Origin of the sequence: Agromyces zhanjiangensis, assembly GCF_040496055.1 — a bacterium.
Classification (GTDB): domain Bacteria; phylum Actinomycetota; class Actinomycetes; order Actinomycetales; family Microbacteriaceae; genus Agromyces; species Agromyces zhanjiangensis.
This window is the reverse complement of the sequence record NZ_JBEPKB010000008.1, coordinates 20,115-35,280: the sequence shown is the minus strand read 5'-3', so window position 1 is coordinate 35,280 and position 15,166 is coordinate 20,115. Positions and strand designations below refer to the sequence as shown.

Here is a 15,166-nt window from a genome sequence, read left to right as displayed (position 1 = left end):
GTCGGCAGCCGGCACGCCCCGAGCTGCGCGACGGCGCGCGTAGGCTGACACGGTGTCATCCGCTCCGTCCACCGACGCGCCGGCGCGCGTCCGGCCAGAGGGCGTGAGTCGCCCCGGCCTCGCCTTCGCCGTCTCCGCCTATGCGCTCTGGGGATTCCTCCCCGTCTACTTCATCGCGCTCGCCCCGAGCGGGCCGGTCGAGATCGTGGCGATGCGCATCCTGCTCTCGCTCGTCTTCTGCGCCGTCCTGATCGCCGTGACGAGGACCTGGCGCGCGTTCCGGGCGCTCCTGCGGGATCGACGCGTCGTGCTCATCATGGGCGTCGCCGGCGTGCTCATCTTCGCGAACTGGCTCACCTACGTCTTCGCGGCCGTCACCGGGCAGGTCGTCGAGGCCGCACTCGGGTACTTCATCAACCCGATCGTGACCGTGTTCCTCGGCGTCATCGTGCTCCGCGAGCGACTGAACGCCGTGCAGTGGACCGCCGTCGGGATCTCGATCGTCGCCGTGGTCGTCCTCGCCGTCGGCTACGGGCAGATGCCGTGGATCGCGCTCGTCCTGGCGTTCAGCTTCGGCTTCTACGGGCTCATCAAGAAGCGGGTCGGACACCGCGTCGACGCCGTCTCCGGACTCACGCTCGAGACGGCATGGCTCGCACCCGTCGCGGTGGTCCTGCTCGTCGTGGTGGCGTCGACGTCCGGGCTCACGATCGGTTCCCATGGCGGATGGCACGCCGCGCTGCTGCTCTCCGCCGGCGCCGTGACCGCGATCCCGCTCCTGCTGTTCGCCGCCGCGTCGCGTCGCCTCCCGTTGATCTACATGGGGTTCATCCAGTACTTCGCCCCGTTCATTCAGTTCATCGTTGGCGTCGTGGTCCTCGGGGAGCCCATGCCGCCGGAGCGCTGGGCGGGGTTCGGCCTCGTCTGGCTCGCGCTCGTCGTGCTCACCTTCGACCTCGTGCGCGGCGCCCGCGCCGCTCGGCGGGCCGCCAACCTCGAGCCCGTCTGAGCGGCGCCGGGGCCCCCGTACTGGGGCTGGAGGGCGGGCCGCCGAAGGGGTGTCTCGGTGGCGGATTTCGTGGCGGAATCGCCGGATTCATGCGGAGATTCGCGAATCCGTGACACTCAGATAACGATTCCGTGTGCGTTACCGGGTTGTGATCGAGGCAATCTTGTTTCCGCTCAGGGCGGGCAATACGGTCGATACATCGGCGTCGCCAGACGCTGTTTCTGTACCGATCCTTCAGTCCCAAGGAGCATCATGAGCGTATTCGCGAGGGCCACCGGCTCGCGCTCGGCTCGCGCGGCTTGGACGGGCATCGCCATTGCTGGCGTTTCCGCCCTCCTCCTCACCGCGTGCAGCACGGGCGGCACCACCCCGGAAGAGTCCGAGGAGCCGGCCGACACCGGCGACGCCCTGCCCATCGAGGCTGGTGAGCGCGACCTCACCCTGAAGGTCGGCACCATCCTGCCGCAGTCCGGCACCCTCGCCTTCCTCGGACCGCCCGAGGAGGCCGGCGTCGCACTCGCCGCCGAGGAGATCAACGAGGCCGACGCCGGCCTCCAGGTCGAGGTCGTCTACCGCGACTCGGGCGACACCACGACCGACATCGCGACCGTCTCGGTCACCGACCTCCTCTCGCAGGACGTCTCGGCGATCATCGGTGCCGCGTCGTCGGGCGTGTCGTTCACGGTCATCGACCAGATCACGTCGGCCGGTGTCGTCCACTTCTCGCCGGCCAACACGTCGCCCGACTTCACGGACTACGACGACAACGGCCTCTACTTCCGCACCGCGCCGTCCGACCTGCTCCAGGGCGAGGTCCTCGGCAACCTGATCGCGGAGGACGGCGCCTCGACGCTCGGCCTGCTGGTCCTGAACGACCCGTACGGCACCGGTCTCGCGGCCGCGACGACGGAGGCCTTCGAGGCCGCCGGCGGCGAGGTCGTGGCCGAGGAGCTGTTCAACACGGGTGACTCGAACTTCGACGCGCAGCTCTCGGCGATCAACGCCGCGAACCCCGACGCCGTCGCGGTCATCACGTTCGACGAGGCGAAGGTCGTCGTGCCGGCGCTCGTCGGCGCGGGCTACCCGGGCGACCAGCTGTACTTCGTCGACGGCAACCTGGCCGACTACAGCGCGGACTTCGCGCCCGGCCTCGTCGCCGGTGCGAAGGGCACGCTGCCCGGCCCGGAGCTCGAGGCGTCCTTCGAGGAGCGCCTCCTCGGTGTCGACCCCGACCTCGACAGCTTCAGCTACGGCCCGGAGTCGTACGACGCCCTCATGCTGATCGCGCTCGCGGCCTACGCCGCGAACAGCACGGCCGGCGAGGACATCGGCGCATACCTCCAGCAGGTGTCCGGCGGTTCGGGTGACGGCGAGACCGTGACCACGTTCGCCGACGCGGCCGCGCTGCTCGCCGAGGGCTCGCAGATCGACTTCGACGGTGCATCGGGTCCGATCACCCTCGATGAGAACGGTGACCCGACCGAGGCCACCATCGGCATCTACGAGTACGAGGACGACAACACCATCACGCGCATCGGCTGATCAGCCGACACGCAGGGAAGGGCCCCGGCTTCGGCCGGGGCCCTTTCGCGTGTCCGCCGGCGGGCACGCCGGCGGACACCCGACGTGACGTCGTCAGGAGCGGGGGAGCTGAGCGGGGAGCGGGGAGCGGGGCCGAACCGGTCCCGTGGCGCGACGGTCAGCTCGCGGGGTCGTACATGAACTCGCGGAGCTCCTGGGCGCAGCGGCACGCCGCCGCGATCTTCCGAGCCCAAAGCTCCGCGGCGCCGCGGTCCGGGAGCTCCAGGACGGTGAACCCGCCGTCGAGTCGGGTGCCGTAGGTGTCGATGCGGACCGTGCCGTCGGCGTCGACGAGCACCGGCGGCACCGACTCGTCGATGCCGCCGCCGAAGACGTAGACGCCTGCAGCCTTGGCCTCCTCGATGACGGCGTGGGACGCGTCGGAGACGGCCGGAAGCTCCTGGTCCGTGACGACCATGGCCGCACTCGGGAAGGAGATCAGGTACTTGGTCACGCGACGAGCCTGCCGTGAGAGGGCGTACAGCACAAGCGACTACGCCTCCGATCCACGCGACGCGATCATCGGGTGCGAGACGCCGACAGGCCGGACACGACGAAGGGGGCGGATGCCGTGGCATCCGCCCCCTTCGGGGTCGAGCCGGTGGGACTAGTCCTGTCCGAGCGTGCCCAGGTACAGGCCGATGACCTTCGGGTCGTTCAGCAGCTCGCGTCCGGGACCCTCGTAGGCGTCACGGCCCTGATCGAGGACGTAGCCGCGGTCGCAGATCTGGAGGCAGCGGCGGGCGTTCTGCTCGACCATGATGGTCGTCACGCCCGCGCGGTTGATCTCCTTGACCCGGAGGAACGCCTCGTCCTGTCGGACGGGCGAGAGACCTGCGCTCGGCTCGTCGAGGAGCAGCACGTGCGGGCCCATCATGAGCGCGCGCGACATCGCGACCATCTGGCGCTCTCCACCGGAGAGCGAGCCCGCCCGTTGGGTGAGGCGCTTGCCCAGCTCGGGGAAGATGTCGACCACGAACTCGAGGCGATGCTTGAGATCCTTGGGCTTCTGGAAGATGCCCATCTCGAGGTTCTCCTGGATCGTGAGCGAGGGGAAGACGTTGTTCGTCTGCGGGACGAAGCCGACCCCCTTCGACACGAGCTTGTTCGCCTTGAGGTTGGTGATCTCCTCGCCCTGCAGGAAGATCCCGCCTTCGCGGACCTTGACGAGGCCGAAGATCGACTTGAGCAGCGTCGACTTGCCGGCGCCGTTCGGACCGATGATGCCGATCAGCTCGCCATCGCGGGCCGTCAGCGAGCACCCGTTCAGGATGTTCACGCCGGGGAGGTACCCCGCCGTGACGTCCCTGACCTCGACGACCATGTTGCGCGTGTCCACCGTGGCCGCGCCGGCCGTCGACTCGCCGCCGGGGGCGGATTCACTGTTCGTCATCGATGAGCTCCTTCATGGCGGTCACGTGCTCGACGTCGCTGTCGCCGAGGTCGGTGTCGTGATGCGCTCCGAGGTAGGCGTCGATCACGGCCGGATCCTGCATGACCTCGTGCGGGTCGCCCTCCGCGACGATCTTGCCCTCGGCCATCACGATCACCCAGTCGGCGATGTGACGGACCATGTGCATGTCGTGCTCGACGAACAGCACTGTCATGCCCTGCGACTTGAGGTCGAGGATGTGGTCGAGCAGCGACTGCGTGAGCGCAGGGTTCACGCCGGCCATCGGCTCGTCGAGCATCACCAGCGTTGGGTCGCTCATGAGCGCCCGGGCCATCTCCAGCAGCTTGCGCTGGCCGCCCGAGAGGCTGGCCGCGTAGTCCTCCTGCTTCGCGTCGAGCTTGAAGCGGGTGAGGATCTCCTTGGCCTTCTCCTCGATCTCCTCCTCCTGCTTGCGCCAGAGGAAGGGGAGGACCGACCGGAAGAGGTTCTCCCCGGTCTGCTGCTTCGCGCCGAGCTTCATGTTGTCGAGCACGGTGAGCAGGCCGAGCGCCTTGGTGAGCTGGAACGTCCGGATGAGGCCCATCCGAGCGACCCGGTAGGCCGGGACGTGCGCCAGCGAGCGCCCGTCGAACTCCCACTTGCCCTCGTCCGGCTTGTCGAAGCCGGTGAGCAGGTTGAAGAACGTGGTCTTGCCGGCACCGTTCGGGCCGATGAGCGCCGTGATCGCACCGCGCGGGATCTCGACGTGGGCGACATCGACGGCGGTGAGGCCGCCGAACGTGCGCTTGACGCCGTCGGCGACGATGATCGGGTCGACCTTCTTGACCCCGGGTGCCGGTTCGCCGACGTGGAGGCCGGTCGTCTTGACCGGCGTCGTGGGAGTGCCGTTATCGGACAAAGGACAGCTCCTTCTTGTTGCCGAAGATGCCCTGTGGCCTGAATACCACCAGGAGCATGATCGCGATGCCGACCAGGATGAATCGCAGCTGGCCGGCCTGGACCTGCGTCATGAACGGGAACCAGCCCGCCTCGACCGCCCGGGCCATGAAGCCCGAGAAGAACGAGAGCAGCACCCAGAAGATCATCGAGCCCACGATCGGTCCGAGGATCGTCGCGGCGCCGCCGAGCAGCAGGATCGCGTAGATGAAGAAGGTGAGCGACGTCTGGTAGTTCGCCGGCACGACCGCGCGAGGCAGGATGAAGATCATGCCGGCGAGGGTGCCGAAGACACCACCCAGGATCAGGCTCTGCATCTTGTACGAGTAGACGTTCTTGCCGAGGGCGCGCACGGCGTCCTCGTCCTCGCGGATGCCCTTGATCACGCGGCCCCACGGGCTTCGCATGATCGACCACGTGAGCAGCGCGGCGAGGATGACGACCGTCCACCCGAGGATCCGGATCCACCAGTCGTAGGCGTTGTAGGTGAACGGGCCGAAGCCGTACGTGCCGGGCGGGATCGGGTTGATCGCGGCGATGCCGCCCTTGTAGCCCTGGAGACCGCTCGCCGAGCCGGTCACGTCGTCGAACGTGTTCGTCGTGAAGATGAGCCGCAGGATCTCCGCGGCCGCGATCGTCACGATGGCCAGGTAGTCGGCCCGGAGGCGCAGGGTCGGGATGCCGAGGATCAGTGCGAACACGACGGAGGCACCGATTCCCACGAGCACCGAGGCCCACACGGGGAACCCGAAGGTGAGCGTCGAGATGGCGAATCCGTACGCACCGAGGGCCATGAAGCCCGCCTGGCCGAAGTTCAGCAGGCCGGTGTAGCCGAAGTGGATCGCCAGGCCGAGCGCAGCCAGGGCGTACGCGGCGGTCGTGGGGCTGATGAGCTCCTGCGCCGCGTTCGAGAAGATCTGAATCCAGTCGATCATTGTCGGCCCCTTATCCGATTCTCTCTCGGCGACCCAGGATTCCCTGCGGTCGGAACAGCAGGACGAGGATCAGCACGAGCAGCGCGCCCACGTACTTCATGTCGCTCGGCAGCCACAGCGTGGAGATCTCGATGAAGAGACCCACGATGAGGGAGCCGACGAGTGCGCCGAAGGCCGTGCCGAGACCGCCGAGCGTGACCGCCGCGAAGACGAGCAGCAGGATCTGGAAGCCCATGTCCCAACTCACGCCGGGGCGGAAGTACGCCCACAGGATGCCCGACAGGCCGGCGAGGCCGCCGCCGAGGACCCAGACGATCCGGATGACGCGATCGACGTCGATGCCGCTCGCCGCGGCCAGCGGCGCGTTGTCGGAGACCGCGCGGGTCGCCTTTCCGATCCTCGTCCGGAGGAGGAAGTACGCCACCGCGAGCAGCACGATGACCGAGGTCGCCATGCTCACCACGTCGATCCAGGAGAGCAGGATCGGCCCGAGGCGGATCTCGCGCGGGAGCGTCGCGCCCGGGAGCTGCCTCGTGGACCCGCCGTAGAAGAACTGGTAGGTGTAGCGCAGCGCGAGCGAGAGGCCGATGCTGACGATCATGAGCGGGATGAGCGCCACGCCGCGTTTGCGCAGTGGCTTCCAGAGCGCCGCGTCGAGCGTCCAGCCGAGTCCGGCGGAGAGGACGATCGCGATGAGGATCGCGAGCCAGACGGGGAGCGCGAGCGTCGTGCTGAATGTCAGCATCATCAATGCGCCGAACGTGATCATCTCCGCGTGCGCGAAGTTGGAGAGCCCGGTGGTTCCGAAGATCAGCGACAGGCCGATCGCGGCGAGCGCGAGCAGCAAGCCGAAGTTCAGGCCGTTCACGACGCGGATGAGCACCTGCGCGCCGTAGTCGGTCGTGACGCGCTGGCCTTCGCCGAGGAAGAAGTTCACGGCCTTCCGGCTCGTGAGCCCGAACTCGGCGTCGACCGTGGACTGGCCGTCCTCGACGACCACGCCCTCGGGGAGCGTGTCCTCGTCGAGCGAGAGCTCGTAGGCCTCCTTCTCGGGGACGCCGAGGGTCCACTGGCCGTTCTCATCGGTCTCGGTCTCGGCCTCGAAGCCACGGCCGGAGACCGAGATCCTCACCCCCTCGAGCGGCTCGTCGTTGTACTTCACGTTTCCGCTGAAGAAGTACTCGAACTCCTCGGCCTGGCCGTCCGTACCCCCTTCGTCCGCCATCGCAGGGGACGCTGCGATGCCGGACAGAGTGAGTGCGGACAGTAGGAGTCCGAGGAGGATGAGCCACCTCCCACGGGAACGTGGGCGGACTGATTGCGTGGATTCCACTGCACCTCCAAAGGTCCCGGTATGGGGGTCGACCGGGTACGCCTTTCCTGCGACGACGTCGTCACAGTACGTGCCGATTATGTCCCAGGTGTTTCGCAGCCGGGCACAAACGGCCCTCGATTGTTATCCGGGGAATGGCCGCGGCGCAAACTCGCTTAAACTCTCTGTACCGCGACGATGCGCCCGTGCCCGCGACCCGCGGTCCGCGGGCGGTCGAGCACGACTCGAGACGAAGGGGCGACATGGATCAGGCCGATCCGTTCGGATTCACTGGATTGACGTACGACGACGTCCTGCTGCTGCCGGGACACACCGACGTGATCCCGAGCGAGGCCGACACGAGTTCGCGCCTGACGCGGCGCATCACGGTGGCGACCCCGCTGCTCTCGGCGGCGATGGACACCGTGACCGAGGCGCGGATGGCGATCGCCATGGCTCGGCAGGGCGGGATCGGCATCCTCCATCGCAACCTCTCGATCGCCGAGCAGGCCGAGATGGTCGACCGGGTCAAGCGCAGCGAGTCGGGCATGGTCTCCAATCCCGTGACCACCACGCCGGATGCCACGGTGGCCGAGGTCGACCAGTTGTGCGCCACCTACCGGGTCTCCGGCCTCCCCGTGGTCGACGCGGACGGCGTGCTGGTCGGCATCATCACGAACCGCGACATGCGGTTCGTGTCCGACTTCGAGAAGCCCTCGACCAAGGTCGCCGACGTGATGACCAAGGCCCCGCTGATCACCGGGCGGGTCGGCATGGACCCCGACGAGGCGGTCGCGATCTTCGCGCAGCACAAGGTCGAGAAACTCCCGCTGGTCGACGACCACGGGCGCCTGACCGGCCTCATCACCGTGAAGGACTTCGACAAGTCCGAGCAGTACCCCAATGCCACGAAGGACTCGGAGGGGCGCCTGCGCGTCGGTGCCGCGATGGGCTTCTTCGGCGACGCCTGGGAGCGCGCCGAGGCCCTGCGCGACGCAGGGGTGGACGTGCTCGTGGTCGACACCGCGAACGGCGAGTCCGCCGGCGTGCTCGACGTCATCCGGCGGCTGAAGTCCGACCCGACGTTCGCCCACATCGACGTGATCGGCGGCAACGTCGCGACGTACGAGGGCGCGAGGGCCCTCGTCGAGGCGGGAGCCGACGCCGTGAAGGTCGGCGTGGGCCCGGGCTCGATCTGCACGACCCGCGTCGTGGCCGGGGTCGGCGTGCCGCAGATCACCGCGGTGTACGAGGCCTCGAAGGCCACCCGGCCCGCCGGCGTCCCGCTCATCGCGGACGGCGGGCTGCAGTACTCGGGCGACATCGCGAAGGCGCTGGTCGCCGGTGCCGACACCGTCATGCTCGGTTCGCTCCTCGCCGGCACGGCCGAGAGCCCCGGAGACCTCGTCTTCCAGAACGGCAAGCAGTACAAGACGTATCGCGGGATGGGTTCGCTCGGTGCGCTCCAGACGCGCGGCAAGAAGACGTCCTACTCGAAGGACCGCTACTTCCAGGCCGACGTGCCGAGCGACGACAAGCTGATCCCCGAGGGCATCGAGGGGCAGGTGCCGTACCGGGGCCCGGTCTCGGCCGTCGCCTACCAGCTGGTCGGCGGGCTCCGCCAGTCGATGTTCTACGTCGGGGCGCGCACTGTCGCCGAGCTCAAGTCGAAGGGCCGCTTCGTGCGGATCACTCCGGCGGGACTCAAGGAGTCGCACCCGCACGACGTGCAATTCGTCGTCGAGGCGCCGAACTACACGCGCTGAAGGTCAGTCGGCGTCGCGAAGCGGGCTCGGTCGGTCGACCGGGCCCGCTTCGCGCGTCTCACGCCACGTCGCGCGCATCCGCGATGCGGCTGATCGCCTCGGACAGGACCTCGGGCGAGCACGCGAGGTTCAGGCGCGCGTGCCCGCGGCCGACCTCCGCCCCGAACGCCGGCCCGCCGGCGAGGGCGACCCGGGCGCGTTCGAGTGCCGTCTCGGCCGGGTCGTCGCCCCATCCGAGTACCGACAGGTCGAGCCAGGCGAGGTAGGTCGCCTGCGGCATCCGGTACCTGACGCCCGGCAGTTCGTCCTCGAGCAGGTCGGCGAGGAGCCGGCGGTTGTCGTCGATCGACGCGATGACGCCGTCGAGCCAGTGCGCGCCGTGCCGGAACGCGGCGACCGACGCGATCGAGCCGAACTGGCTCATGCGCCAGCCGACCTCGTATGGCATGCCGTCACGGACGGCGTCGCCGCGTGCGCTCGCCGTGATCATCATCGCGGCCTTCAGCCCCGCGAGGTTGAACGCCTTGCTCGCGGCGGTCACGGTGACACCGTGCTCTCGCGCGGCATCCGACACCGTGAGGAACGGGACGTAGGGCGACTCCGGTTGCGAGAGCGGTCCGTGCACCTCGTCGGAGACGATCGTCGCGTCGAAGCGCGCGGCGAGCTCGGCGAGCGCCTCGAGCTGTTCCCGCGCCGGGACGAGCCCGACCGGGTTGTGAGGGTTGCAGAACACCATCGCCCGGGCGCCGGCGGCGAACGCGGCCTCGATGCCCGCAAGGTCGAGCGACCAGCCCTCGTCGATGCCGCCGGCGAGCGGCACCGAGACTACGAGGCCGCCGGCCTCGGTCACGAGGTCGAAGAACGGAGGGTAGATCGGAGGGCAGATCACGACGCCGTCATCGGGTGCGATGACGCGGCGCAGCACTTCGACGATCCCCATCGAGACGTCGGCGGTGCAGGTGACCCGCTCGGGGTCGGGCTCCCAGCCGAGGCGCTCGGCGGCGAACGCGGAGAACGCCTCCGCGACGGGCAGGCTGCCGAGGGTGTAGCCCGTGTCGGAGCGGCGGATCGCCGCATGGAGCGCCTCCGCGATCGGCTCGGCGAGCGGGTAGTCCATCTCCGCGACGGGGAGCGGCAGCACGTCGGGGTCGTACATGCGCCACTTGGCGCTGGTCCTGGTGCGGAGGACGTCGAGCGGGTCTGCGGCGATGCGGTGCATGGGTCCAGACTGCCCCACGGGAGCGCGCCGCGGGCCGTCGCCGGACGGTGGTGCCGAGGCATTCGTCATCGGCTAGTCTGGTCGGCTGCCCGTCGGGCGGTGCGGCGGATGCCGTGGACACGGATCGGAATCAGGCCGATGGGCTTCATCGACGTCAACGGCGTCTCCTTCTCGCTGCCGGACGGACGGCCGTTGCTCGCCGACCTCGCCTTCCGGGTGACCGAGGGGCGCACGACCGCGCTCATCGGGCAGAACGGCGCGGGCAAGACCACGCTGCTGCGGATCGTCCGGGGCGAGCTGCGGCCCGACGAGGGCAGCGTGCAGGTGACCGGCGGGCTCGGGGTCATGGACCAGTTCGTCGGGCGCGGCGAGGTCGTCGACGGGATGGACCGCACCGTGCAGGGCCTCCTCGTCACGGTCGCCCCGATGCGCGTGCGCGCGGCCGCCATCGAACTGGAACGCGCCGAGAACGCCCTGATCGAGACCGACGACACCGCCGCCCAGATGCGGTACGCCGCCGCGCTCGCGGAGTACGCGGAGGCGGGCGGGTACGACCAGGAGGTCGTCTGGGACCACTGCACGACGGCCGCGCTCGGCGTCCCGTTCGAGCGCGCGAAGTGGCGGGAGCTCTCGACGCTCTCGGGCGGGGAGCAGAAGCGGCTCGCGCTCGAGGCGCTGCTGCGGGGTCCGGAGGAGGTGCTCGTGCTCGACGAGCCCGACAACTCGCTCGACGTGCCCGGCAAGCGGTGGCTCGAGCAGCAGCTGCGTGCGACCGCGAAGACGGTGCTGCTCGTCTCGCACGACCGCGAGCTGCTCGCGCGGGCGGCCGACCGCATCGTCACGCTCGAGGCCGGCGCCGCCGGGAGCACGGCGTGGGTGCACGGCGGGAGCTTCCGGGGCTACCACGCCGCCCGCGAGGAACGCTTCGCGCGACTCGACGAGCTGCGGCGACGCTGGGACGAACAGCACGCGCAGCTGAAGCAGCTCGTGCAGACGCTCAAGGTCAAGGCGACGTACAACGACGGCATGGCCTCGCGGTATCAGGCCGCGGTCACCCGGCTGCGCAAGTTCGAGGAAGCGGGGCCGCCCGAGGAGCGGCCGCCCGCCCAGGCGGTGTCGATGCGTCTCAGGGGCTCGCGCACGGGAAAGCGCGCCGTCGTGTGCGAGGCGCTCGAGCTCACGGGGCTCATGCGGCCGTTCGACCTCGAGGTCTGGTACGGCGACCGGGTCGCGGTGCTCGGCTCGAACGGATCGGGCAAGTCGCACTTCCTGCGACTCCTCGCGGCGGGCGGCAGCGACCCCGACCGCGCGAAGGGCCACGTGACGGATGTCGGTGCGACCCTCGCCGCCGTCCCGCACACGGGCACCGCGACGCTCGGCGCGCGGGTCGTGCCCGGCTGGTTCGCGCAGGGCCACGAGGTGCCCGGCCTCCGGGGCCGGACGCTGCTCGACATCCTGCATCGCGGCGATGCGAACCGGGAGGGCATGGCGCGCGAGGCGGCGAGCTCGGCGCTCGACCGGTACGGGCTCGCCGGCACCGCCCTCCAGCCGTTCGAGGCGCTCTCGGGCGGCCAGCAGGCGCGGCTGCAGATCCTCCTGCTCGAACTGTCGGGCGCGACGCTGCTGCTCCTCGACGAGCCGACCGACAACCTCGACCTCGTCTCGGCGGAGGCGCTCGAGGATGCACTCTCGCGCTTCGACGGCACGGTGCTCGCGGTCACCCACGACCGCTGGTTCACGCGGTCGTTCGACCGGTACCTCGTCTTCCGATCGGACGGCGAGGTCGTCGAGTCCGACGAGCCGGTGTTCGACGAGGCCCGGGTGGCGCGGGCGCGCTGAGCGCGCGCCGGCGGCATCCGTGTCGCTCGCCGGGGCCCTTCGGTAGGGTTGACGGGTGACCCAGGAGATCGAGATCGGCCGCTCCAAGCGGGGCCGTCGCGTCTACGCGTTCGACGACATCGCCATCGTGCCGAGCCGGCGCACCCGCGACCCCGAGGACGTCTCGATCGGCTGGTCGATCGACGCGTACCAGTTCGACATCCCGTTCCTCGCTGCGCCGATGGACTCGGTCGTCTCGCCGCAGACGGCGATCATGATGGGCCAGCTCGGCGGCCTCGGCGTGCTCGATCTCGAGGGCCTCTGGACCAGGTACGAGAACCCCGAGCCCGCGCTCGCCGAGATCCGCAACCTCAGCGACGAGCAGGCCACTGCGCGCATGCAGGAGCTGTACGCCGAGCCGATCAAGCCCGACCTCGTCACCGAGCGCCTCGCCGAGATCCGCGCGGCCGGCGTCACCGTCGCGGGCGCGCTCTCGCCGCAGCGCACGCAGGAGCTCTACGAGACCGTCGTCGCCGCGGGCGTCGACCTGTTCGTGATCCGCGGCACCACGGTCTCCGCCGAGCACGTCTCCAAGAACCAGGAGCCGCTGAACCTCAAGAAGTTCATCTACGAGCTCGACGTGCCGGTCATCGTGGGCGGCGCGGCGACGTACACCGCCGCCCTGCACCTCATGCGCACGGGGGCCGCGGGCGTGCTCGTCGGCTTCGGCGGCGGCGCGGCGTCGACCACGCGCGCGACGCTCGGCATCCACGCGCCTATGGCGACGGCCGTGGCGGATGTCGCGGGCGCGCGTCGCGACTACCTCGACGAGTCGGGCGGCCGGTACGTGCACGTCATCGCCGACGGCGGCGTCGGGGCGGCGGGCGACATCGTCAAGGCCGTCGCGTGCGGCGCCGACGCGGTCATGCTGGGCGCGGCGCTCGCGCGGGCGACCGATGCACCCGGCGGCGGATGGCACTGGGGCCCCGAGGCGCACCACTCGAAGCTGCCGCGCGGCCAGCGCGTGCAGGTCGGCCAGGTCGCCCCGCTCGAGGAGATCCTCTACGGGCCGGCGCCCGCCGCCGACGGCACGGCGAACCTGGTCGGCGCGCTCCGCAAGTCGATGGCCACGACCGGGTACTCCGACCTCAAGGAGTTCCAGCGGGTCGAGGTCGTCGTCGCGCCCTACCAGTCGGCCTAGCCTCGGCTCGCCCGGAGGGGCGGCCGGCGCGACCCGCAACCGCACGGCCGACCGGGTCGACGACCGCTGTCAACCCGCTGCCATCCCCAGCCGATTCCATGGCCCAGCGCGCGGCGCTCGGGTAGCGTGGGGACGGACGGGCGTGGCCGCCGCGGTCCGCCCGGGGATGGGGAGCGACGATGGCGAGACTGAAGTCGGTGACGCGTTCGAACAAGCTCGGACCGGAGGAACGCGAGGCGGCGATCGCCCGCCTCAAGGAGAAGGAACTCGACGTCCTCGTCGTCGGCGGCGGCATCGTCGGCACGGGGGCCGCGCTCGATTCGGTGACGAGAGGGCTGTCGACCGGTCTCCTGGAGGCGCGCGACTGGGCGTCCGGGACCTCGAGCCGGTCGTCCAAGCTCGTGCACGGCGGCATCCGCTACCTCGAACAGCTCGACTTCCGCCTCGTCCGCGAGGCGCTCATCGAACGCGGCCTGCTGCTGCAGCGCATCGCGCCGCACCTCGTGAAGCCCGTGCGGTTCCTCTACCCGCTGCAGAAGCGCGTGTTCGAGCGGGTCTACATCGGCGCCGGCATGCTGCTCTACGACATCTTCAGCTATTCGGGCGGCCGCCCGCCGGGCGTGCCCCACCACCGGCACCTCTCGAAGCGGCAGGTGATGCGCGCGATCCCGTCGCTCTCGAGCGGCGCGCTCGTCGGCGGCCTCACGTACTACGACGCGCAGGTCGACGACGCGCGGTACGTCGCCTCCCTCGCCCGCACCGCGTCGTTCTACGGCGCCCATGTCGCGAGCCGGGTCAAGGTCGAGGGCTTCGTGAAGGTCGGCGAGCGCGTGGTCGGCGTGAAGGCCCACGACCTGCAGACCGACGAGCACTTCGAGATCCGCGCGAAGCAGGTCGTGAACGCCACCGGCGTCTGGACCGACGACACCCAGCGCATGGTCGGCGAGCGCGGCACGTTCAAGGTGCGCGCCTCGAAGGGCATCCACCTGGTGGTGCCGCGCGACCGCATCCAGTCGGCCATGGGGATGATCTTCCGCACCGAGAAGAGCGTGCTGTTCGTCATCCCGTGGGGCCGCCACTGGCTCATCGGCACGACCGACACGGACTGGAACCTCGACAAGGCGCACCCCGCCGCGACCGCTGCCGACATCGACTACCTGCTCGAGCACGTGAACTCGGTCATGGCGATCCCGCTCAGCCGGGAGGACGTCGAGGGCGTGTTCGCGGGGCTCCGGCCGCTGCTCGCCGGTGAGAGCGAGTCGACCTCCAAGCTCTCGCGCGAGCACGTCGTCGCCCACACCGTGCCGGGCCTCGTCGTCGTCGCGGGCGGCAAGTGGACCACGTACCGGGTCATGGCGAAGGACGCGATCGACGCCGCGGCCGACGCGCTGGACGGGCGCGTGCCGAAGTCGACCACTCAGGACATCCCGCTCCTCGGGGCCGAGGGCTACCAGGCCGCGTGGAACAAGCGCGGCAAGATCGCCCGGGCCTTCGGCGTGCACAAGGTGCGGATCGAGCACCTGCTGAACCGCTACGGCACGCTCACCGACGAGCTGCTCGACCTCATCCGCGAGACGCCCGAGCTCGGCGAACCGCTTCCGGGTGCCGACGACTACCTCGGCGCCGAGATGGTGTACGCGGCCTCGCACGAGGGCGCGTTGCACCTCGACGACGTGCTCGCCCGGCGCACGCGCATCTCGATCGAGGCGTGGGACCGCGGGGTCTCGGCGGCGCCGGTCGCCGCCAGGCTCATGGCCGGCGTGCTCGGGTGGGACGCCGACCGCGAGGCGCTCGAAGTCGAACGCTACCTGCAGCGCGTCGCCGCCGAGCGGGCGTCGCAGGAGCAGCCCGACGACGAGTCGGCCGACCGGGTGCGGCTCGAGGCGCCCGACATCGTGAAGGTCGACTGACCGGCCGCTCCCGGTCCGACCGGCCGCTCCCGGTCGGCTGACCGGCCGAGCCCTCGCAGGGGGCGCGCATCCCGCCCGGCTAGAAT

The 15,166-nt window shown here is 70.1% G+C and carries 12 protein-coding genes; 6 read left to right on the top strand and 6 right to left on the bottom strand.

Translation table 11 applies throughout. The features are described from left to right. Positions 1-52 precede the first annotated feature (52 nt). A complete protein-coding gene (gene rarD / locus ABME02_RS14435) occupies positions 53-1,009 on the top strand; it encodes an EamA family transporter RarD (protein ID WP_436408279.1) in 957 nt (318 codons plus the stop codon). 252 nt (positions 1,010-1,261) lie between these two features. Then, positions 1,262-2,551, top strand: a complete 1,290-nt coding sequence (locus tag ABME02_RS14430; RefSeq protein ID WP_353816046.1) for an ABC transporter substrate-binding protein — start codon at positions 1,262-1,264, stop codon at positions 2,549-2,551. 157 nt (positions 2,552-2,708) lie between these two features. Here the strand turns inward: ABME02_RS14430 and ABME02_RS14425 are convergent, their stop codons facing one another. The 5 genes from ABME02_RS14425 to ABME02_RS14405 form a co-directional block, all read right to left on the bottom strand. Continuing rightward, positions 2,709-3,044 (bottom strand): YciI family protein, encoded by a 336-nt coding sequence (locus tag ABME02_RS14425; protein WP_353816045.1) that lies wholly within the window; start codon positions 3,042-3,044, stop codon positions 2,709-2,711. A gap of 153 nt (positions 3,045-3,197) precedes the next feature. After that, the gene (locus ABME02_RS14420; RefSeq protein WP_436408282.1) at positions 3,198-3,914 is read right to left on the bottom strand and encodes an ABC transporter ATP-binding protein; all 717 of its coding nucleotides are present in this window, start codon (positions 3,912-3,914) and stop codon (positions 3,198-3,200) included. Positions 3,915-3,969: 55 nt separating this feature from the next. Continuing rightward, on the bottom strand, positions 3,970-4,881 hold the full coding sequence (locus tag ABME02_RS14415; protein WP_353816043.1) for an ABC transporter ATP-binding protein: 912 nt from the start codon (positions 4,879-4,881) through the stop codon (positions 3,970-3,972). Further along, positions 4,871-5,851, bottom strand: coding sequence for a branched-chain amino acid ABC transporter permease (locus tag ABME02_RS14410; RefSeq protein WP_353816183.1), 981 nt, complete (start codon positions 5,849-5,851; stop codon positions 4,871-4,873). Before ABME02_RS14410 ends, ABME02_RS14415 begins: the two co-directional genes overlap by 11 nt. A 13-nt stretch (positions 5,852-5,864) precedes the next feature. After that, the gene (locus ABME02_RS14405; protein WP_353816042.1) at positions 5,865-7,079 is read right to left on the bottom strand and encodes a branched-chain amino acid ABC transporter permease; all 1,215 of its coding nucleotides are present in this window, start codon (positions 7,077-7,079) and stop codon (positions 5,865-5,867) included. A 350-nt stretch (positions 7,080-7,429) separates the two neighbouring features. Between ABME02_RS14405 and guaB the strand changes: the two genes are divergently transcribed. Then, a complete protein-coding gene (guaB, locus tag ABME02_RS14400) occupies positions 7,430-8,932 on the top strand; it encodes an IMP dehydrogenase (RefSeq protein ID WP_353816041.1) in 1,503 nt (500 codons plus the stop codon). A 58-nt stretch (positions 8,933-8,990) separates the two neighbouring features. Here the strand turns inward: guaB and ABME02_RS14395 are convergent, their stop codons facing one another. After that, positions 8,991-10,151, bottom strand: coding sequence for a MalY/PatB family protein (locus ABME02_RS14395; protein ID WP_353816040.1), 1,161 nt, complete (start codon positions 10,149-10,151; stop codon positions 8,991-8,993). A 138-nt stretch (positions 10,152-10,289) separates the two neighbouring features. Between ABME02_RS14395 and ABME02_RS14390 the strand changes: the two genes are divergently transcribed. The 3 genes from ABME02_RS14390 (at position 10,290) to ABME02_RS14380 (ending at position 15,080) form a co-directional block, all read left to right on the top strand. Then, the gene (locus tag ABME02_RS14390) at positions 10,290-11,990 is read left to right on the top strand and encodes an ABC-F family ATP-binding cassette domain-containing protein (RefSeq protein ID WP_353816038.1); all 1,701 of its coding nucleotides are present in this window, start codon (positions 10,290-10,292) and stop codon (positions 11,988-11,990) included. A 55-nt stretch (positions 11,991-12,045) separates the two neighbouring features. After that, positions 12,046-13,170: a GuaB3 family IMP dehydrogenase-related protein gene (locus tag ABME02_RS14385; RefSeq protein ID WP_353816037.1), complete on the top strand. Its 1,125-nt coding sequence runs from the start codon at positions 12,046-12,048 to the stop codon at positions 13,168-13,170. 179 nt (positions 13,171-13,349) lie between these two features. Then, positions 13,350-15,080 (top strand): glycerol-3-phosphate dehydrogenase/oxidase, encoded by a 1,731-nt coding sequence (locus ABME02_RS14380; RefSeq protein ID WP_353816036.1) that lies wholly within the window; start codon positions 13,350-13,352, stop codon positions 15,078-15,080. Positions 15,081-15,166: the final 86 nt, after the last annotated feature.